This window comes from Microbacterium sp. X-17 (assembly GCF_039615055.1).
Window position 1 is genome coordinate 42,473 of the sequence record NZ_JBDHNI010000009.1, and the last position, 19,233, is coordinate 61,705.

14 protein-coding genes are annotated in these 19,233 nt (G+C 72.3%); 4 read left to right on the forward strand and 10 right to left on the reverse strand.

What is annotated here, in order from left to right; genetic code table 11:
- Nucleotides 1–7: 7 nt before the first annotated feature.
- The 8 genes from ABCS02_RS32200 to ABCS02_RS32235 all read right to left on the reverse strand — a co-directional run bounded on the left by ABCS02_RS32200 (nt 8) and on the right by ABCS02_RS32235 (nt 13,029).
- Complete coding sequence (locus ABCS02_RS32200; RefSeq protein WP_345839801.1) at nt 8–2,428, reverse strand: glycoside hydrolase family 2 TIM barrel-domain containing protein; 2,421 nt, start codon at nt 2,426–2,428, stop codon at nt 8–10.
- A gap of 72 nt (nt 2,429–2,500) precedes the next feature.
- Nucleotides 2,501–3,397, reverse strand: coding sequence for a biopolymer transporter Tol (locus ABCS02_RS32205; RefSeq protein ID WP_345839802.1), 897 nt, complete (start codon nt 3,395–3,397; stop codon nt 2,501–2,503).
- A complete protein-coding gene (locus ABCS02_RS32210) occupies nt 3,394–4,425 on the reverse strand; it encodes a Gfo/Idh/MocA family oxidoreductase (protein ID WP_345839803.1) in 1,032 nt (343 codons plus the stop codon). Before ABCS02_RS32210 ends, ABCS02_RS32205 begins: the two co-directional genes overlap by 4 nt.
- Nucleotides 4,422–7,865, reverse strand: coding sequence for a glycoside hydrolase family 3 C-terminal domain-containing protein (locus ABCS02_RS32215; RefSeq protein WP_345839804.1), 3,444 nt, complete (start codon nt 7,863–7,865; stop codon nt 4,422–4,424). Before ABCS02_RS32215 ends, ABCS02_RS32210 begins: the two co-directional genes overlap by 4 nt.
- Entirely contained in the window at nt 7,862–8,707 is an 846-nt protein-coding gene (locus ABCS02_RS32220; protein WP_345839805.1) for an ATP-binding cassette domain-containing protein, read from the reverse strand. The genes ABCS02_RS32215 and ABCS02_RS32220 overlap by 4 nt, the downstream gene beginning before the upstream one ends.
- On the reverse strand, nt 8,704–10,500 hold the full coding sequence (locus tag ABCS02_RS32225; RefSeq protein ID WP_345839806.1) for a dipeptide/oligopeptide/nickel ABC transporter permease/ATP-binding protein: 1,797 nt from the start codon (nt 10,498–10,500) through the stop codon (nt 8,704–8,706). The genes ABCS02_RS32220 and ABCS02_RS32225 overlap by 4 nt, the downstream gene beginning before the upstream one ends.
- A complete protein-coding gene (locus tag ABCS02_RS32230) occupies nt 10,497–11,438 on the reverse strand; it encodes an ABC transporter permease (protein WP_345839807.1) in 942 nt (313 codons plus the stop codon). Before ABCS02_RS32230 ends, ABCS02_RS32225 begins: the two co-directional genes overlap by 4 nt.
- Before the next feature lie 67 nt (nt 11,439–11,505).
- On the reverse strand, nt 11,506–13,029 hold the full coding sequence (locus ABCS02_RS32235) for an ABC transporter substrate-binding protein (RefSeq protein WP_345839808.1): 1,524 nt from the start codon (nt 13,027–13,029) through the stop codon (nt 11,506–11,508).
- A 79-nt stretch (nt 13,030–13,108) separates the two neighbouring features.
- Here ABCS02_RS32235 and ABCS02_RS32240 point away from each other — a divergent pair, with 79 nt between their 5' ends.
- Nucleotides 13,109–13,750 (forward strand): TetR/AcrR family transcriptional regulator, encoded by a 642-nt coding sequence (locus ABCS02_RS32240; protein ID WP_345839809.1) that lies wholly within the window; start codon nt 13,109–13,111, stop codon nt 13,748–13,750.
- A 67-nt stretch (nt 13,751–13,817) separates the two neighbouring features.
- Complete coding sequence (locus tag ABCS02_RS32245; RefSeq protein ID WP_345839810.1) at nt 13,818–14,507, forward strand: DedA family protein; 690 nt, start codon at nt 13,818–13,820, stop codon at nt 14,505–14,507.
- A 9-nt stretch (nt 14,508–14,516) separates the two neighbouring features.
- On the opposite strand, the gene ABCS02_RS32250 is transcribed toward ABCS02_RS32245, so the two are convergent.
- Nucleotides 14,517–15,341 carry a Ku protein gene (locus tag ABCS02_RS32250; protein ID WP_345839811.1) on the reverse strand — a complete coding sequence of 275 codons (825 nt, stop codon included), beginning with the start codon at nt 15,339–15,341 and terminating at the stop codon, nt 14,517–14,519.
- Nucleotides 15,342–15,405: 64 nt separating this feature from the next.
- Between ABCS02_RS32250 and ABCS02_RS32255 the strand changes: the two genes are divergently transcribed.
- Nucleotides 15,406–17,886: an ATP-dependent DNA ligase gene (locus tag ABCS02_RS32255; protein WP_345839812.1), complete on the forward strand. Its 2,481-nt coding sequence runs from the start codon at nt 15,406–15,408 to the stop codon at nt 17,884–17,886.
- A 41-nt stretch (nt 17,887–17,927) separates the two neighbouring features.
- Nucleotides 17,928–18,299, forward strand: a complete 372-nt coding sequence (locus ABCS02_RS32260; RefSeq protein WP_345839813.1) for a VOC family protein — start codon at nt 17,928–17,930, stop codon at nt 18,297–18,299.
- Nucleotides 18,300–18,307: 8 nt separating this feature from the next.
- On the opposite strand, the gene ABCS02_RS32265 is transcribed toward ABCS02_RS32260, so the two are convergent.
- Entirely contained in the window at nt 18,308–19,228 is a 921-nt protein-coding gene (locus ABCS02_RS32265) for a cation diffusion facilitator family transporter (protein WP_345839814.1), read from the reverse strand.
- Nucleotides 19,229–19,233 lie beyond the last annotated feature (5 nt).

Genomic DNA, 19,233 nt, shown 5'->3' on the forward strand with positions numbered 1-19,233 from the left:
TCTCCGCTCAGCCGGCCGCCGGCGCGATCGCCTCGACCCGGACGATCTGGGGGGCGTACCCCTCCGCCTCGGCCGTCACGACGATCGCGCCCGGGCCCGTCGGCCGTACGACCGCGATCGCGCGGCCGTCGAAGGTCCGCCAGGTGGCATCGGCGAAGCGCTCGGTCGTGGACGGCCGTGCGCTCGCCATGCCCGCCAGCTCGCCGGCGCCCGTCACCCGCACCGTGACCGTCGCCTCGGCCGCGGTGACCGGCCGGCCGGCGTCGTCGACGAGCTCGAGCGCGAGGTAGGCGAGGTCGGCGTCGTCGGCGGTGATCCGGTCGCGGTCCGCGGTGGCCCGGAGCCGCGCCTCGCCCGCGGTCGCGAGGGCGGTGCGCCCCGCCTCGACGCCGCCGCGATACGCGATCGCGACGAGCTCGCCGGGGACGTACACGGTCTCGACCACGGCGACGAGCGGGGTTTCCCCCGCCGTTCCGACCCGCCCCACCGCCGCGCGTCCGACCTCCGCGCCGTCGAGCTCCAGCACGACCTCGTCGGCGTCGGCGTACACCTCGACCGTCACGGGCGCGTTCTCGTGCCCCGGCCAGGTCCACGACGACACGCTGTCGCTCCAGGCCCACGGCGACTGCATCGCGATCGTGTGAGCGTGGTGCTCGGGCCGGCGCACCGCGATGTACGGCTCCCGACGGAGCCCGAACACGATCTCGCGGTAGTACGACACCGGGCGCCGGAAGCCGGTGATGTCGAGGTCGCCCGTCCAGGCCGTGAGGAACGGGAACTCGCGCTCGAGCGCGGGCGTGGCATCCGCATCCTCCGCGTAGGCGGTCGCGCCGATGCCGACCTCGCCGAGGTAGTCCCAGCCGGTCCAGGTGAAGTCGCCGATCACGTTCGGGTGCGCGACGACCTGCGGCCAGAGGTCGCCGATCCGCGAGGCGAACGTCTCGCTGCCGACGATGACGCGATGCGGGGCGAGGCGCTGGTCGAGCGCGTAGCGCGACTCGGCGTAGTTCAGCCCGAGCACGTCGAGGGTCGCGGCCGCCTCCTCGATGCGCGCGGTGGCGCGGTCGGTCGCGCTGATCGCGCTGAACGCGTCGCCCGCGTCGTTGATCGTGCCGAGCTGCGCGCGGAGGTCGCCGAGCTCGTCGAGCACGGCGAGCAGCGCGTTGACCCCGTTCGTGACCGGACGCGTGGGATCGAGCGCGCGCACGTGCTCCGCGAGACGGCGAGACCAGCGGGCACCGTGGGGGGTGCCCACCTCGGCGATCTCGTTGCCGATCGAGTAGAGGATCACGCTCGGGTGGTTGCGGTCCTTCGCGACGAGGGCCGCGAGATCCTCCGCCCACCACTGCGGGAACTCCGCGGCGTAGTCGTAGGGGGTCTTGAAGCGCGTCCACATGTCGAACGCCTCGTCCATGACGAGCATCCCGACCCGGTCGCACGCGTCGAGCATGGCCGGCGACAGCGGGTTGTGCGCGGCGCGGATGGCGGTGAACCCGGCGGCCTTGAGCAGCTCGATCCGCCGCTCCTCGGCGCGCGGGATCGCGGCCGCCCCGAGCGGGCCGTTGTCGTGGTGGACGCACGCCCCGCGCAGCAGCACGGGCTCGCCGTTGATCCGCAGGCCCCTCTGCGCGTCGACCGCGATCGTGCGGATGCCGAAGGTCTGCCGCGCCTCGGCGGCGCCGTCGAGCGTGACCCGCAGCGTGTGCAGGGCCGGGTGGTCGACGCTCCACAGCGCGGGGTCCGCGACGAACACCCGACGGCGCAGGATTCCGGTCTCCCCCGGCACGAGGGTGAGCGGCGCCTCCTCGGCGAGCAGCTCCGCGCCGTCCGGACCGTCGACCGCGGCGCGCACGCGGACCGTGCGCGTGAGGGTGCCGGCGTTCGCGACCCACGCGCGCAGCTCGAGGATCGCGCCGCCCTCGTCAAGCAGGACCGTGTCGACGTCAAGGCCGTCCGGCACGACGTGCACGGGCTCGTCCACGTGCAGCACGACCCCGCGGTGCAGGCCCGCACCGGAGTACCAGCGCGAGTCCTCGCCCGCGCGCAGCTCGATCCGGAGCACGTTCTCCGCGCCGTAGCGCAGGAACGGGCCGAGGTCGACGAAGAAGCGCGCGTAGCCGTCGGCGCGGTTGCCGGCCAGCTCGTCGTTCACGAACACCTGTGCGCGACGGAACGCGCCCTGGATCTCGAGCCGCACGGGCCGGCCGGCCCACGCGGCGGGAGCCGCGAACGTCTTGAGGTACGTGTACGCGCCACGGGGGTAGTAGGCCGTGGCGCCCCGGGCCGGTGCGTTAGCGCTGCGGGGCTCGTCGCGCAGCGCGTCGTGCGGGAGCCGCACGGAGGTCGCCGCGACCGGCTCCCCGGCGCCGTCGAACGGGCCGAGCGGACGACGGACCTGCCAGTCGGAGGTGAACGGGATCGCGGTCACGGGTGCTCCTCGCGGGCGGTCGGGGGTTGCGGGGCGCGCCAGGGTCGATCGTGCCCGAGGGAGGCGGAATTCTCAACCCGGAAGCGGGTAGGCCACGTACGCGAACGCCGACGAGTCCGGCGCCCAGGAGTTCACGTTGATCGTGCCCTGGCCGCCGAACAGCGAGGCGACCGTGACCGGCGCGCTCCAGTCGTCCGCCGTCACGAGCCGGAGCTCGACGGGAAGGTCGGCCGGATGCCCGGCCGTCCCGGGCGGGTACGACAGGTACACGATCCGGCTGCCGTCGGGTGCCGCGTGCGGGAACCAGTTGACGCGGTCGTCGCGCGTGAGCTGCTCCCGGTCCGTGCCGTCGATCCGCATCCGCGCGATCTGCGCGTGTCCGTCGAACGCCTCGGTGTTGTAGAGGAGCCACGCACCGTCCGGGGTGAACTCGCTGCCGTCGGATGGCCCCGGGCCGTCGGTCAGCCGGCGGTAGTCCTCACCGTCCACCCCGACGGTATAGATGTCCGCGCGGGCGGCGGCGAACCCGCGGTCGCCGATCGTGACGCCGGTGAACGCGAGCCGGGATCCGTCCGGCGAGACGCCGTGCAGGAAGTGCAGGAGCCCGGGGATCCGCTCCGACGTCACGCGGACGGCGGCACCGCCCGCGGCCGGCACGCGGTACACGTCGAAGTCGTTCGCGGAGACGAACACCTCCGCGCCGGACGGGTGCGGCACGTGGTCGTTGTTGAGCGCGGGCACGCCGTAGAGCGGCACCGCGGTCAGCTCGCCCGCGGGGCTCAGCCGCCAGAGGCCGCCGTCGCCGTTGAGCAGGAGGTCGCCGTCGGGCAGCCAGTTCGGCGCCTCCAGGAGCACGTCGCCGGTCTCGTAGCGCAGGACGGGATCACCTCCGTCGGCATCCCGCGTCCAGACCTGGCAGCGCTGACCGGGGGCGAGCGTGCGCAGCGGCACCTCGACGACGGGTCTCACGCGAGCTGCCGCATCGCCTCGTCGATCGTCTCCAGGATCGACACGGTCTCCTCGAGCGTGTGGATCGGCGACTCCCGCCGCCCCTCGCCGACGAAGCGCGCGAGCGCGTTCGCCTCCCAGGACAGGCCGTTGAACAGGCCGACGAAGGTCGGGTCGCTCCACGACACGCGCGGTCCGCCCCAGCCGTTGCCCGACAGCGTGAAGCCGTTCGGGACGTGGAACGGGCCGTCGAGCTGGATGAATGCCTCGTCGCCGGAGATCACTCCCACGGTCGGGGTCCGGTATTCGAGCGTCGTGGTGAGCGTGGACTGCGCGTCCGGGCCGTGGGCGAGGACGAGGGTCGAGGTCGCGTCGACGCCGGTCTCCGTCATCCGGCCGTGCGCCGTGACCGCGGTGGGCGCGCCGAGGACCATCGAGTCTAGCTGGATCGGATAGATGCCGAGGTCCAGCAGCGCCCCGCCGCCCAGGTCCTTGCGGTAGAGGCGGCTCTGCGGGTCGAACGGGATCGCCTGGCCGTGGTCGGCCGTCACGGCGCGCACGGCGCCGAGCACGCCGTCGGCGAGGAGCTGGCGGATGACGGACGTCTGCGGGAGATACCGCGTCCACATCGCCTCCATGAGGAACACCCCGGCCTCGGTCGCCGCCGCGACCAGCCGGAGCGCGTCCCGGGCGTTCGTCGCCATCGGCTTCTCGATGAGCACGTGCTTGCCCGCGCCGATCGCGAGGAGGCCGAGCGCGAGATGCTCGCTCTGCGGGGCCGCCACGTAGACGACGTCGACCTCCGGATCGGCGACGAGCTGCTCGTACGAGCCGTACGCGTTCGCCGCGCCGTGGCGGGCGGCGAACGCCTCCGCGCGTGCGAGCGTGCGCGACCCGACGGCGTGGAGCCGCTGCGCGGTGTTGGCGCGCAGCGCGCCCGCGAACGCGGCGGCGATGCCGCCGGGCGCGAGCACGCCCCAGCGGAGGACCGGCTCGCCGCTGTTCGGCAGGAAGAGCTCGGGATCGGGCAGCGTGCGGGGCAGCGTCATCGGGGTGCTCCTTCTTTTCGCGCGGCGCGAGCCCGTTCGTCGAGCCATTCGACGAGGCGCGCGACGCTCCTCCGTCCCCCCGGGTCGGCGGGATCGTTCAGGTGGCCGTGCAGCGTGCCGGTCTCCACGATTCTCCGGACCTCGACGCCGGCGGCATCCAGCTGCCGGGCGAAGAGGTCGCCGGAGGAGCGGAGGATGTCGCGGTCGGAGTTCAGGACGAACGTGGGCGGGAAGCCGGTCGGCGCCGAGAGGCCGGCGAACGCGTGGGGGTCGCGCATCGTCCGCAGGGAGCCCGCGTATCCGCGATGCATCCCCTCGAGGATCTCCGCGGGGAAGGTCGTGAGGTCCGGGATCGTGAGGTAGGCCCGCTCCTGCTCCTCGGTGCGCGGCGGGATGCGGGGGTGGACCACGGGGTAGGCGAGGAAGAGCGAGTCGGGCAGCGGCAGGCCCTCGTCGCGGATCCGCGTGGTCGCGCTGGCGGCGAGCGCCGCGCCGGCGCTTCCGCCGCCGAGGTGCACGCCTCCCGGCATCCCGTCGGCCGTCTCGACCGTCCACGTCCACGCGTCGATCACGTCGTCGGTCGGCAGCGGATAGTGCACACCGCCGAGCGACTTCTGGTAGTCGGCGGACACGACCCGGTGCCCCGCCGCGGCCACGACGCGCGCCACCCAGTCCGCCTCCGGCATCTCCAGGTCGCCGAGGGCGAAGGCGCCGCCGTGGATCCACAGGAAGGTCGCGCCGGTGGATTCTCCGAGCGGCTCGTACACGCGCGCCGGAATGGCGCCGTGCCGACCGGGGATCTCGATCGCACGGGATGCCACGTCCCACAGCTCGGGGGCGTAGCTCTCCCGCGCCGGGGCGTACTCCGCGGTCCACCCCGCCTGGGCCTGCTCGATGACTGCTCGCCAGGCGCGATGCGCGCGCGCCACGCGGTCCGCCTCGACGCTGGGCGCGGCGGAACCGCCGATGCCGATCTCGGCGGGCAGCTCGGCCGCGATGTCCTGGACAGACGTGCCGACGTGCAGGATGACGGGGCCCGGCTCCAGCTCCCAGCCCCCGTCGGCGCGGTGTGCGAACGGACGCGTCGGGATCGGGACCGTGACCTCGGATGCCGCTCCGGCGGCCGCGCGGACCACCGCCCAGCCCACCAGGGCACGTCCCGGGCGCTCGATCGCGGAGGACGGCCAGGAGGCGTAGACCTGCACGACCTCCTTCCCGGGGCGGTCGCCGGTGTTCTGCACGGTCAGCCGGATCGCGGCGTCACCGCCGGCGATGTCCCCCTCCAGCCGAGGCTCGCCGAGGCGCCAGGTCGTGTAGCCGCGGCCGGAGCCGAACGCGAACGCCGGCTCCGCGGCCGCCTCCGCCCACGCGCGGTGGCCGATGCCGATGCTCTCCCGGTAGGCGAGCACGCCGTCGACGGGTGTGACGTCGAGCACCGGGACGTCCTCGAGGGATGCCGGCCACGTCGTGGGGAGCCGGCCGCCCGGCTCGACGACGCCGAGCAGCACGTCGGCGATCGCCGCACCGGCCTCCTGCCCGCCGAACCACGACAGCAGCACCGCCGCGACCTCGTCGCGCCACGGGAGGAGCACGGGGGCGCCGGCGTTCACCACGACGACCGTGCGCGGGTTGGCGCGCGCGACCGCGCGCACGAGGTCGTCCTGACGACCGGGGAGCGACAGCTCGGTGCGATCGAAGCCCTCCGACTCCACCTCCGCGTTCGTCCCCACGACGACGACAGCGACGTCGGCCCGGGCGGCGGCCTCCGCGGCGCGCGCGATGAGGGCGTCGGCGTCGATGTCGCGGGGCTCGGTGCCCAGCGTGACGCTGAGCGCTCCGGTGAGCGCGTCCCGCGTCGAGCCGAGGTCGAACGCCGCGACGATCTCCCGCGCGGCCCCGGCGACGAGCTCCAGCGGGGTGGTCAGCGAGCGGGGTGCCAGGAAGGCCGCGCCGAGGCTCGTGTCGCTGTTGTCCGCGATCCCGTCCAGGACGACGACCCCGTCGACCGTGACGCGGCCGCGCTTCGAGGTCGCGAAGCCGAGGTCGACGCTCTCCGTCGTCGTGGGCGTGTAGAGCGTGCGCAGCTCGAGCGTCGCAGCCCGCGTGATCGGGGCATCCCCGCCGAACCACACGAGCCGCGTCGAGAACCGGTCCTCCTCCCCGATGACCGCTCCCGATGCGTCGCGGAAGGTGATCGCCACCCCGCGGCCTCCCGTCCGCGGATTCGTGAGCGCGTCCGGCGAGAGCGCGGCGACGCCGTGCTGCACGATCGCGCCGAGCTCGTGGTGCACCTCGGCGCCGGGCAGCGCCGCTGCGATCGCCTCGAGCGGCGACACGACGCGCTCCGGGACGACCGTGGCGCTCCCGCCGCCCTGGGTGCGGACCGCAGACGCATTGTGCCCGATCACCGCGATGCGGCCGATGCCGGCGGCATCCCACGGCAGCTCCCCCGCGTTGCGGACGAGCACCGCACCCTCGACGGCCGCCTCCCGGGTGAACGCGATGCCGTCCTCGGCCGCGCCCCGCACGATCGCGGTGCCGTCGAGCGCGCCGACGCGCTCGGCCAGCCGCAGGATGCGCAGCACCTTCTCGTCGAGGAGGGCCTCGTCGATCTCCCCCGCGTCCACCGCGGCGGCAAGGGCGTCGCCCCACACCGCGGCGGGTCCGGGCATCGCGAGATCCTGGTCGGCACGGGCGGCCCGCAGATCACGGACCGCGGTCCAGTCACTGACGACCACGCCGTCGAAGTCCCACTCCGTGCGGAGCGGATCGGTCAGCAGGTCGTTCTCGGTCATCGTCGTGCCGTTGACCGAGTTGTAAGCGCTCATCACGGTCCACGCGCCGGCGTCGACGGCGGCCTCGAAGGGGCTGAGGTACACCTCGTGCAGCGCGCGCTCGTCGACCCGCACGTCGACGGTCAGCCGGTCGGTCTCCGAGTCGTTCGCGACGTAGTGCTTCGGGCTCGCCGCCACGCCGTTGTCCTGCAGGCCGTGCACGTACGCGGCCGCGAGCCGGCCGGTCAGGAGCGGATCCTCGCTGAAGGCCTCGAAGTGCCGACCGCCCCGCGGGGAGCGGTGGAGGTTGATCGTCGGGCCGAGCACGACGTGCACCCCCTTGGCGGTCGCCTCGTGGGCGGCGACCGCACCGTAGCGGTACGCGATCTCCGGGTCCCAGGAGGCGGCGAGCGCGGTCCCCGAGGGGAGGTTCACCGACGGCTTGCGCTCGTCCCACTCCTCGCCGCGCACACCCGCCGGGCCGTCCGAGAGCACGATCGCGCGCAGGCCGATCCGCTCGATCGGGGTGGTCGTCCAGAAATCGCCGCCGGAGACGAGCGCCGCCTTCTCCGCCACGGTCAGCCGTTCGAGCAGCGCGACGAGGTGGCGGGGCCACTCCGTCGCCACACGGGCGGGCGATTCGGTGGCGGTCCGGGCGTCGGTCACGCGGCGTTCTCCTCGATGGCGGTGGACACGGTCAGGGCGCGACGCTCGGCGCGCCGGCGCTGCTGCTCGGCGGGATCGGGGACGGGCGCTGCGAGCAGCAGCCGCTGGGTGTACGGATGCTGCGGCTGCGAGGTCACCTCGTCGCCGTCGCCGGACTCCACGATCTCCCCGCGGTACATCACCGCGACGCGGTGGCTGATGTGGCGAACGACCGCGAGGTCGTGCGAGATGAACAGGTACGCGACCCCGGTCAGCTGCTGGATCTCGATGAAGAGGTCCAGCACGCGGGCCTGCGTCGACAGGTCGAGGGCCGAGACCGGCTCGTCGCACACGATCAGGCGGGGCTCCAGCGCCAGGGCGCGGGCGATCGCGATCCGCTGCCGTTGTCCCCCGGAGAACTCCCGCGCCAGGCGTGTGCGCGACGCGTCCGGCAACCCGACGCGGTCGAGGAGCTCCCGCACGCGCTCGCGCGCGTCCCTGCCGCGGACCCCGCGCGCCACGAGCGGCTCGGCGAGGATCTGCTCGATCTGCATCGACGGGTTGAGCGAGGAGTACGGGTCCTGGAACACGACCTGCATCTCCGACGCGAGGTTTCGCCGCGCGCCGCGCGAGAGCCGCGAGATGTCCATGCCGTCGAAGGTGACACTGCCCGACACGATCGGCGCGAGCCCCAGCACGGCGCGGCCGAGCGTGGACTTCCCCGACCCCGACTCGCCGACGAGGCCGACCGTCTCGCCGGGGCGGACGTCGATCGAGACGCCCTTGAGGGCGCGGAACGGCGGACGGCGGAAACCGCCGCCCGGGTACTCCACGACGAGGTCGCGGACATCCAGCAGGGTCATTGCGAGATCCTCTCCAGCGGCGCCTCGACGAGCGGCCCGCGCGCGGGCCCGCCGTCCAGGAGCGAGTCGATCAGTCCACGGGTGTACTCGTGCTCGGGGCGGGTGAGGATCGTCTCCGTCGGCCCCGTCTCGACGAACCGGCCCGCCCGCATCACGGTCACCCGGTCGCAGAGGTCGGCGACGACGCCGAAGTTGTGCGTGACGAGGAGGATCGCCATCCCGCGCTCGGCCTGCAGGTCGCGAAGCAGGTCCAGCACTTCCGCCTGCACCGTCACGTCGAGCGCCGTGGTCGGCTCGTCGGCGATGATCAGCTCCGGATCCGTCGAGACGGCGCCCGCGATCAGGACCCGCTGGGCCATGCCGCCCGAGATCTCGAACGGATACGCGTCGAACGTCCGCTTCGGGTCCGCGATGCCGACGCGCTCCAGCAGCGCGAGCGACCGCTCGACCGCCTCCGCGCGCGACAGCTTCAGGTGCTTGCGCAGCGGCTGCACCAGCTGGGTGCCGATGCGGAACGACGGATCGAGGTTCGACATCGGCTCCTGCGGGATGTACCCGATGCGACGGCCGCGGATCGCCGTGTACTGCCGCTCCGCGGCGGTCGTGAGCTCGGTACCCGCGAAGTCGATCGATCCGTCCGTGATGCGGCCGCCGCGCGAGAGCAGTCCGAGCACGGCGAACGCGGTCTGGGACTTGCCGGACCCCGACTCGCCGACGAGCCCGTGCACCTCGCCGCGACGGACGTCCATGGAGACCCCGTGGACGACCTCGTTGGATCCGGCATCCGTGTCGTACGCGACCCGCAGGTCCCGCACGGAGAGGAGGACCTGCTCGGCATCCGTTCGCACCGGCGCGGCGTGCGCGATGACTGGCCCGGCGGGCTCGCGGACGACGTCCGCTGCGCCACGGCGCCGCTTCCGCCGCGCCGGCGTGCTGCGCTCGACGGCGTCGCGCATCGCGTTGGCCAGCAGCGTGAGCGCGATGCACGTCGAGGCGATCGCGATCGAGGGCCAGATCAGCAGGAGCGGGGCGCGGTAGATGTTCGCGAACCCCTCGTTGAGCATCTGCCCCCAGGTCGGCAGCGAGGAGTCGCCGAGCCCCAGGAACTCCAGCCCCGACTGGATCGCGATCGCGATGCCGATCACGATCGCCGACTGCACGATGATCGGGGCGCGCACGACACCCAGCACGTGCCGGCCGATGATCCGCCCGTCGCTCAGGCCGGAGACCCGAGCGGCGTCGATGTACGGTTCCTGTCGCACGGCGCTCACCCCGGAGTAGACGAGCCGATAGAAGGCGGGCGCGAGCAGGAGGCCGAACACGAGCATCGCCAGCCACAGCGAGGGACCGAGCACCGCGCGGGTCGCGAGCAGCACCACGATGCCGGGGAGCGCCATGATGAGCGACACGACCCAGGAGAAGCTCGCGTCCAGCGCGCCGCGGTAGTAGCCGGCGAGCAGGCCCGCCACGACGCCGAGCACGAGGGCCGTGACCGTCGCCAGCAGCGCGCCCGCGACGCTGACCTGCGTCGCCACCAGGAGGCGGGAGAGGACGTCGCGGCCCGCGCTGTCGGCGCCGAGCAGGTGCGCGGCGCTCGGCGGTGCGAGCACGAGGTCAAGGGATGCCGCGTTCGGGTCGTACGGGGCGATCCAGGGCGCGATGATCGCGATCAGGGCGACGAGGGCGAGGAACACCATCGATACCGCCGCGACCGGTCGCCGCCACAGCCGGCGGAACAGGGACACCCGGCCGCCGGCGGACGTGACGACGGGGGGAACCTCGATGGCGGTCATGACAGCCTCACCTTCGGGTTGAGAGCGGCCTGCGCGAGGTCGATGAGGAGATTGATGATGACGACCAGGATCGCGGTGACCACCACGATGGCCATCACGACCGGGATGTCGCGGTTGCTGGTGGCCTGGACGGTGAGCTGACCGATCCCGGGGATCGCGAAGATCTGCTCGATCACGACCGCCCCGCCGATCAGTCCGATCATCTGCACCGCGAGGATCGCGAGGGCGGGGCCGCCGGCGTTGCGGAGGACGTGCTGGAACACGACCGTGCCCGTCCCGAGTCCGCGCGCCCGCAGCGTGCGGACGTAGTCCCGGGACATCGCATCGATCACCGAGCCGCGGATCTGCTGGCTGACCGCCGCGATCACGCCGAAGGACAGCGCGGCGATCGGCAGGGTGACCGACGCGAGCCAGCCGGAGAACGAAACGGTCAAGGGCACGAACCCGGTGGCTTTGAACCAGTGCAGGTTGACCGAGAACACAAGGACGAGGAACAGCGCGACGAGGAAGCCGGGGACGGCGAACCCGAGCACGGTCACGAACTGCACGCCGGTGTCGACGGCGCCGCCGCGACGCGCGGCGAGCACGCCGAGGACGACTGCGATGATCGCGCTGACAATGGTCGCCCCGATCACGAGGGAGAGGGTGACGGGAAGGCGCGCGGCGATGCTCTCGCTGACCAGCTGACCGGTCGACCAGGACCGGCCGAGGTTGCCGGTCAGCGCGTTCACGAGCCAGTCGAGGTACTGCACGGGCACCGGTCGGTCGAGACCGAGCTCGGCGGCACGCCGTGCGACGGTGTCCTGCGTCGCGGTCGGTCCGACCAGCTGGCGCGCGATGTTCTCGCTGTTGATGTAGAGCGCCGCGAACGCGACGACCGTGATGACGAAGACGAGGATGACGCCCGACACGAACCGTCGGACGATGAACCACAGCATGGGGGCTCCGGAGAGGAATGGTGCCGGGATGGCGGGCACAGCGGCCCACCACCCCGGGGCCTCGGGACTACGACGCGGGGGTGAAGTCGTAGATGTTGGGGTAGACGTTCGACGGCACGCGCACGACGTTGACGCTGGGCGCGGCGACGAAGCTGTTCTGCGCCCGGTACATCGGGGCGAACCACGCGTCCTTGACGAGGTGCGCGTTCAAGTCGGCCGCCGCCTTGGCGCCAGCCTGCTCGTCGCCCACGCGCACCTGCTGGATGAGCGCGGACGAGGTCGCGTCCTGGTAGTGGAACGGGTTGAACATCGCGGTCGGCGCGATCATGAACTGGATGAGCTGCCAGTTGGAGTTCTGCTCCAGCACCATGAACGACGCCGGATACGCCTGCGCGATCATGTTCGGGACCCACTGCTCGGGCGTCACGCTGAGATCATTGACCGTGATCCCGACATCCGCGAGCTGCTGCGAGATGAGCGAGTACGTCGCTGGGGCGAACACCGGCATGCTCGGCATCTGGATCGTGAGACCGTTCGGGTAGCCCGCCTCCGCGAGCAGCTCGCGCGCACGCGCCGGGTCGTACGGGTAGGTCTGGTCGAGCGCCGGGTCGAAGGCGGACGAGGTGGGCGGGAACATCTGCTCCGTGACCGTGCCGAGGCCGCTCTGCAGTGCGCGCAGGAGGCCCTGGCGGTCGAGCGCGTAGTTGATCGCCTGCCGCACGCGGACGTCCGCCAGCGCCGGATTCAACGCGCCGGCGCGGTCGAACAGCAGCAGCCCGGTGACCTCGGTCTCGAGCGGGTAGACCTTCCAGCCGACGTTCTGGATCTCGCCGAGGCTGTCGTTGCTGAGCAGGCGGAGCGCGTCGATCTCGTTCGAGCGGATGGCGTTCAGCCCCGCGGTCGGATCCTGCAGCACGCGGATCGTGAGCTCGTTGTAGTGCTGGAGCGCGGGATTCCAGTAGTTCGGGTTGCGCGTGTACACGTACGAGGAACCGATCACCGTGCGACCGGTGTCGAGGATGTACGGGCCGGAGCCGATCGGGTCCGTGTTCGCGTCGGCGGACGTGGCGAGCGCGGGGCTCCCCACGAGACCGGCGGACCGGGAGAGGTAGTTCAGCATCGCCGGGTCGGGCTGCGACAGGTTCAGGACGACCGTGGAGTCGTCGACGGCCGTGACCGAGTCGAGGCTCGTGAGGTACGAGGCGTCGGGGCCCGAGCCGGCCTTGAACCGCTCGAGGCTCGTCTTCACCGCGGCGGCGTTCAGGGGGGTGCCGTCGCTGAAGGTGACGCCGTCACGCAGGTGCAGGGTCAGCTTCGTGTTGTCGTCGTTGTACTCCCACGACGTCGCGAGGAACGGCGCGAGGGTGCCGTCCGGCTGCGCAAGGAGCAGCGTGTCGTAGACCGCCTGGTAGAAGGGGGCGCGGTCGCCCCACGACGCGTTCGCCGCGTCGAGCGACGCCGGCTGCACGACGGCGCCGAGCGTCAACGATTCGGACGTGCCGCTCTGGGATGCGCCGGCTCCGGCGCATCCGGACACGAGAAGAGCAACCGCGGCGATGATCGACACCGCCGCTGCGCGGGGGAACTTCATTGGTCCACCTTTCGGTACAGGCCCTTGTGGCCGCCGGACAGACTAACACCATCTCTTAGTGATCGCTAAGTTTTGGAAGGTGACCACATCGGAAGACCGCGCTCCCGAGGAGCGCCTCCCCCGCCGGAGAGGCCCGCGCGGGCCGTACGCGAAGTCGGAGAAGACGCGCGAGGCGATCCTGGACGCGGCCCTCGCCGTCTTCGCGGAGGGCGGGTTCCGCGGCGGCTCGCTGCGGGAGATCGCCTCGCGCGTCGGCGTCACCGACCCGGCCCTGCTCCACCACTTCGGCACGAAGTCGGGCCTGCTCGAGGCCGTGCTGCGGCGTCGCGACGAGCTCGCCCGCGCGCAGGTCCCGCTCGAGACCGGAGATCCGATGCAGGTCGTGACCGGGCTGATCGAGCTGGTCCGGTTCAATGCGTCGACCCCCGGCGTGGTCGACCTCTACTCCACGCTGGCGGCCGAGGCGACCACGCCGAGCCACCCCGTGCACGAGTACTTCGCGGAGCGCTACCGCACCGTGCGCGGCGGGCTGCGGGGCGCGTTCCGCGAGCTGGACGGCGAGGGGATGCTCCGCGACGGCGTCGATCCGGAATGGGCGGCCGACGCGACCGTCGCCCTCATGGACGGCCTCCAGGTGCAGTGGCTGCACGATCCGACGTCCGTCGACATGGCCGGCAGTCTCGCGCGCTTCATCGAGCTGGTGGTCCGGTCCCCAGACTGAGTTCAGTCACGGCTGCGTAGAATCGTTCCTCAAGCCCGCCACGCCCGCTTCGACGGACAGGACCCCCGTGCATCACGCCGCGCTCATCCCCTGGCTCGACCCGAACACCATCATCAACGCCGCTGGCCCCTGGTCGCTGCTCGTGGTGTGCCTCATCATCTTCGCCGAGACCGGGCTGCTCATCGGCTTCCTCTTCCCCGGCGACACGCTGCTGATCATCTCGGGCCTGCTGACGCACACCAGCAACGTGTTCGGCGTCGACATCTGGCTCGTCGCGACCCTCATCGCGGCGGCCGCGTTCATCGGCGGCGAAGTCGGGTACTTCATCGGGCGCAAGGGCGGACCCGCGATCTTCGAACGCAAGGAATCCGGCCTGTTCAGCAAGAAGAACGTCGACCGGACGAATGCGTTCTTCGAGCGGTACGGACCCCTGACGGTCATCCTCGCCCGCTTCGTGCCGGTGGTGCGCACGTTCGCGCCGATCGCGGCCGGCGTCGGGCACATGCCGTGGCGGAAGTACAGCCTCTTCAACCTCATCGGCGCGGTCCTGTGGGGCTTCGGGCTCACCCTGGTCGGGTACGTCATCGCCTACATCCCGTGGGTCAGCGACCTCGTCACGCGCTACATCGACGTCATCCTGCTCGCGGTCGTGCTGGGCACGGCCCTCTTCGTCCTCTGGCACTACCTGCGCGAGCGCGCGAAGGCCAAGAAGGAGCAGCGCGAGGCGCGCGAGCCCGTCCGCCAGCCCGAGGTCTGAGCCGGCCGATCAGCCGCTGGCCGCGGTGTCGTTCGTCGTCCCGCGTGCCGTGCGACTGCGCTCGACGCTCGCACGCAGGGCCTCCATGAGGTCGATCACCTCGCCGCCGGTCTCCGGCTCGACGCGCTCCCCGAAGGTCTCAGCGCTGTCGAACGCGTCGCCGGCCTCGAGCTTCGCGTCGATCAGGGCGCGCAGCTCGGCCTGGTACTCGTCCGTGTACTCGCTCGGGTCGAAGTCGCTCGAATAGCTGTCGACGAGGCTCGCGGACAGCTCGAGCTCCTTGTCGGTCACCTTGACCGGCTCGTCGAGGGCGGGGAACGCCGCATCGCGCAGCTCGTCCGCCCACAGGAGCGTCTGCAGCACGAGCACGTCGCCGCGGACGCGAAGGGCCGCGAGCTGCGTCTTCTGCCGGAGGGAGAAGCGCACGATCGCGATGCGGTCGGTCCGCTCCAGGGTCGCCCGCAGGAGCGCGTACGCCTTCGGGGACTTCGAGTCGGGCTCCAGGAAGTACGGACGGTCGAACAGCAGCGGATCCACCTGCTCCGCGGGAACGAACTCCACGACCTCGATCTCGCGGTTCCGCTCCGCGGGGAGCGCGTCGAAGTCGTCCTTCGTGAGGACCACGGTGCGCTCGCCGTCGTCGTAGGCGCGGTCGATGTCCTGGTACGCGACCACTTCCCCGTCGATGTCGCAGATGCGCTGATACCGGATACGGCCGCCGTCGGCGTTGTGCACCTGGTGCAGGGACACGTCGTGGTCCTCGGTCGCCGAGTACAGCTTGATCGGCACGTTCACGAGACCGAACGTGACCGCGCCCTTCCAGATCGCCCGCATCAGACCAGTACACCCGATCCGCGCGGTCACGCCAAGTGGCACCGGTGCGCGGCAGGATGGGGGCATGGCGGGCGAGCAGGTCGTGCAGATCGGCGGCCGAAGGCTGCGGATCACGAACCTCGACAAGGTCCTGTACCCCGAGACGGGCACGACCAAGGGCGAGGTCATCGACTACTACACGCGCATCGCCCCGCTGCTCATCCCGCACGTCGCCGATCGCCCCGTCACCCGCAAGCGCTGGCCGGACGGCGTGGGCACGGCGGAGGAACCCGGCATGTCGTTCTTCGCGAAGGACCTGGAGCGCGGGGCGCCGGACTGGGTGCGGCGCCTGCCGATCGCGCACTCGACCGGCGACAAGGACTATCCGCTCGTCGATGACCTCCCGACCCTCGTCTACCTCGCGCAGGTGGCGAGCCTCGAGCTGCACGTGCCGCAGTGGCGTTTCGCGCCGGACGGCGAGCGGCTGCCGCCGGACCGGCTCGTGCTCGACCTCGATCCGGGCCCCGGCACGGGACTCGCCGAGTGCGCCGAGGTCGCCCGGTGGGCGCGCGCCCTGCTCGAGGGCATGGGCCTCGCGGCCTACCCCGTCACGAGCGGCAGCAAGGGCCTGCACCTGTACGCCGGACTGCGCGGTGAGCAGACGAGCGACCAGGTCTCGGCCGTCGCGCGCGAGCTCGCGCGAGCGATCGAGGCGGATCATCCCGACCTCGTCGTGAGCGCGATGGCGAAGGCGCTGCGACCGGGCCGCGTGTTCATCGACTGGAGCCAGAACAACGGCGCGAAGACGACCGTCGCCCCATACTCCCTGCGGGCGCGCTCGCATCCCTGGGTCGCCGCGCCCCGCACGTGGGACGAGCTGGACGCACCGGGCTTCGGGCAGCTCCTGTTCACGGAGGTGCTGGAGCGCGCCGAGCGCGCGGGCGATCCGATGGCCGCGCTCGGCTTCCGCGCGGGCGGGCACGCCGGCGCGACCGGGCCGCTGTCGACGTATATCGCGAAGCGGACCGCGGGGAAGACGCCCGAGCCGGTGCCGGACAACCCGCTCGCCGCGCCCACTCCGGCCGGAGAGCGGCCGCGCTTCGTCATCCAGGAGCATCACGCCACCCGCCTGCATTGGGACCTGCGGCTCGAGCACGACGGCGTCTTCGTGAGCTGGGCCGTGCCGAAGGGCATCCCAGCGACGTCCGGCCGCAACAACCTCGCGGTCATGACCGAGGACCATCCGCTCGAGTACGGCTCCTTCGAGGGGAGCATTCCGCGCGGGGAATACGGTGCCGGCGACGTCACGATCTGGGACGACGGGCGCTACGACCTCGAGAAATGGCGCGACGACGAGGTCATCGCGACCCTCGACGGCCGCCCCGGCGGCCCGATGGGCCGCGTCCGCATCGCCCTCATCCGCACGAGCGGCGCGGGCGAGAAGTCCTCGTGGCTGCTGCACCGCATGAAGTCGGATGCCGCGGGCCACGCACAGCCCGCGGGCGACCCCGTCATGCCGGCATCCGCGGCCCCCGAGTCCGAGGCGCCGCGCTCCCCGGCCCCGACGCCCGACACGGCGCCGGTCGATCCGGGCACCGCGGCGTCGCGGCGGCCAATGCTCGCGACCGCCGCGACCGCGGACGAGGCCCGGCGCACCGCCGCCCGGTGGAGCGAGGTCTGGGCCGAGCTGAAGTGGGACGGCGTCCGCGCGATCGGCGCGTGGGACGGGCGGCGCCTGCGCCTCTATGCCCGCAGCGGGACCGATGTCACGGCCCGGTACCCGGAGCTGTCGGGGCTGGATGCCGGACTCGGGCCCGATCCCGCGGTCATCGACGGCGAGATCGTCGCGCTCGACGGTCGGGGCCGCCCCAGCTTCCCGCGCCTGCAGAACCGGATGCATCTCACGAAGCCGCGCGAGATCGAGGCCGAGCGCGGCCGCACGCCCGTGCGGTACTACCTCTACGACCTACTCTCCGTCGACGGCGAGGATGCTGCCGCCCGGCCCCTGCGCGAGCGCCGGGAGCTGCTCGAGCGCCTCGCCGCCGGCGCGATCGACGCGATCGACGTGCCGCCCGTGTTCCGCGACGTCGACGCCGCCCTCGCGGCGGCCGACCGGTTCGGGCTGGAGGGGGTCGTCGTGAAGAACCCGGCCTCGCGCTACCGCCGCGGCATCCGCTCCGACGACTGGCTGAAGGTGAAGCCGGTGCGGACGCAGGAGGTCGTGATCGGCGGGATCCGGCGCGGCGCGGGCGATCGCGCCGGCATCCGCTCACTGCTCATGGGCATCCCGGGTCCGGACGGGCTGCGGTACGCGGGCCGCGTCGGCTCGGGCTTCAGCGACGCGGAGCTCACCCGGATCGCGCGCGAGCTCGCGCCCCTGCACACGGACGCGAACCCGCTCGAGGGTGTGCCCGCACTGGATGCCCGCGACGCGATCTGGGTCCGCCCCGAGCGGGTCGGCGAGGTGGTGTACGCGGAGCGGACCGAGGCCGGCATCCTGCGTCACGCCCGCTGGCGGGGGCTCCGGCCCGACAAGTCGCCGGCCGAGGTCTCGCCGGAGGACTGAGCCGGCGCTATCCTGACTGCGCTCCGACGGAGGGGGACGGGATGAGACTCGTGCAGGTGGCGCTGGGCGTGACGGATCTGACGCGTGCGGCGGCGTTCTACGAGCGCCTCACCGGCCGTGCCCCCTCGGGGGTGTTCGACCCGCCCGGCCTCGTGTTCTTCGACATGGACGGCGTGCGTCTGCTCCTCGAGCACGGCGCGCCGCCCGCCCTGCTCTATCTCGGCGTCGACGACCTCGACGCGACGATCGCCCGCCTCCGCTCGGACGGCACGCCCATCGAGAGCGAGCCGCACCCGATCTTCACGCACGAGACCGACGCCCTGGGCCCCGCCGGCACGACCGAGCTGCAGGCCTTCATCCGCGACAGCGAGGGCAACCTCCTCGGCCTCGTGCAGCACCGCCCCGACGCCTGACTCCGCTGTCAGGCGTGGGTGGCGTCGTCATGCTCCGTGTGGCCGGCGGTCTCGAGCTGGAAGGTGGAGTGCGCGACGTCGAAGTGCTCGGCCAGACACGACTGGAGGGACGTGAGGATCTCCTCGGCGCGACCGTCCGTCATCGCGCCGTCCGCGACGATGACGTGCGCCGTGAACACCGGCATCCCCCGCGTGAGCTGCCACACGTGCACGTCGTGGACGGCGACGACACCGGGCGTCTCGAGGATGTGGCGGCGGATGTCGCCGACCTCGACGCCCGCGGGGGTCCCCTCGACGAGGACGGAGATGACCTCGCGCAGCAGCCCGATCGCGCGCGGGATGATCATGGCCGCGATGAGGAGCGACGCGATCGCGTCGGCCGGGAGCCAGCCCGTCGTGAGGATGACGATCGCCGCGACGATGACGGCGACCGAGCCGATGAGGTCGCCCATGACCTCGAGGTAGGCGCCGCGGACGTTGATGCTCGTCCGCTGCGCGGCGCTGAGGAGCCACATCGCGATCGCGTTGGCGACGAGGCCCACGATCGCAACGGTGAGCATGAGCCCCCCCTTGACTTCCGATTCGCCGTTGAGTAGCCGCAGGATCGCCTCGACCGCGACCCACGCCGACAGACCGATCAGCAGGATGCCGTTCGCGAGCGCGCCGAAGACCTCCGCCCGCCGGTAGCCGAACGTGCGCCGGTCGTTCGCGGGCCGGGCCGCGACGGCGCTCGCGATGAGCGCGATGATGAGCGCCGCAGCATCCGCGAGCATGTGCACCGCGTCGGCGAGCAGCGCGAGCGACCCGGACAGGATCGCCCCCACGACCTGAACGACGAAGACGACCGACGTGATCGCGAGCGACGTCGCGAGCAGCCGGCGGTTCCCCCCGCCGCGGATGCCGCCGGACGCCGGCGCGTGATCGTGCATGGGTC

Coding starts and splice junctions, on each gene's coding strand:
- ABCS02_RS32210 (WP_345839803.1), bottom strand. CDS start 4,425: ATGACGCTGCCCCGCACGCTGCCCGATCCCGAGCTCTTCCTGCCGAAC.
- ABCS02_RS32220 (WP_345839805.1), bottom strand. CDS start 8,707: ATGACCCTGCTGGATGTCCGCGACCTCGTCGTGGAGTACCCGGGCGGC.
- ABCS02_RS32225 (WP_345839806.1), bottom strand. CDS start 10,500: ATGACCGCCATCGAGGTTCCCCCCGTCGTCACGTCCGCCGGCGGCCGG.
- ABCS02_RS32230 (WP_345839807.1), bottom strand. CDS start 11,438: ATGCTGTGGTTCATCGTCCGACGGTTCGTGTCGGGCGTCATCCTCGTC.
- ABCS02_RS32235 (WP_345839808.1), bottom strand. CDS start 13,029: ATGAAGTTCCCCCGCGCAGCGGCGGTGTCGATCATCGCCGCGGTTGCT.
- ABCS02_RS32250 (WP_345839811.1), bottom strand. CDS start 15,341: ATGCGGGCGATCTGGAAGGGCGCGGTCACGTTCGGTCTCGTGAACGTG.
- ABCS02_RS32255 (WP_345839812.1), top strand. CDS start 15,406: ATGGCGGGCGAGCAGGTCGTGCAGATCGGCGGCCGAAGGCTGCGGATC.
- ABCS02_RS32260 (WP_345839813.1), top strand. CDS start 17,928: ATGAGACTCGTGCAGGTGGCGCTGGGCGTGACGGATCTGACGCGTGCG.
- ABCS02_RS32265 (WP_345839814.1), bottom strand. CDS start 19,228: ATGCACGATCACGCGCCGGCGTCCGGCGGCATCCGCGGCGGGGGGAAC.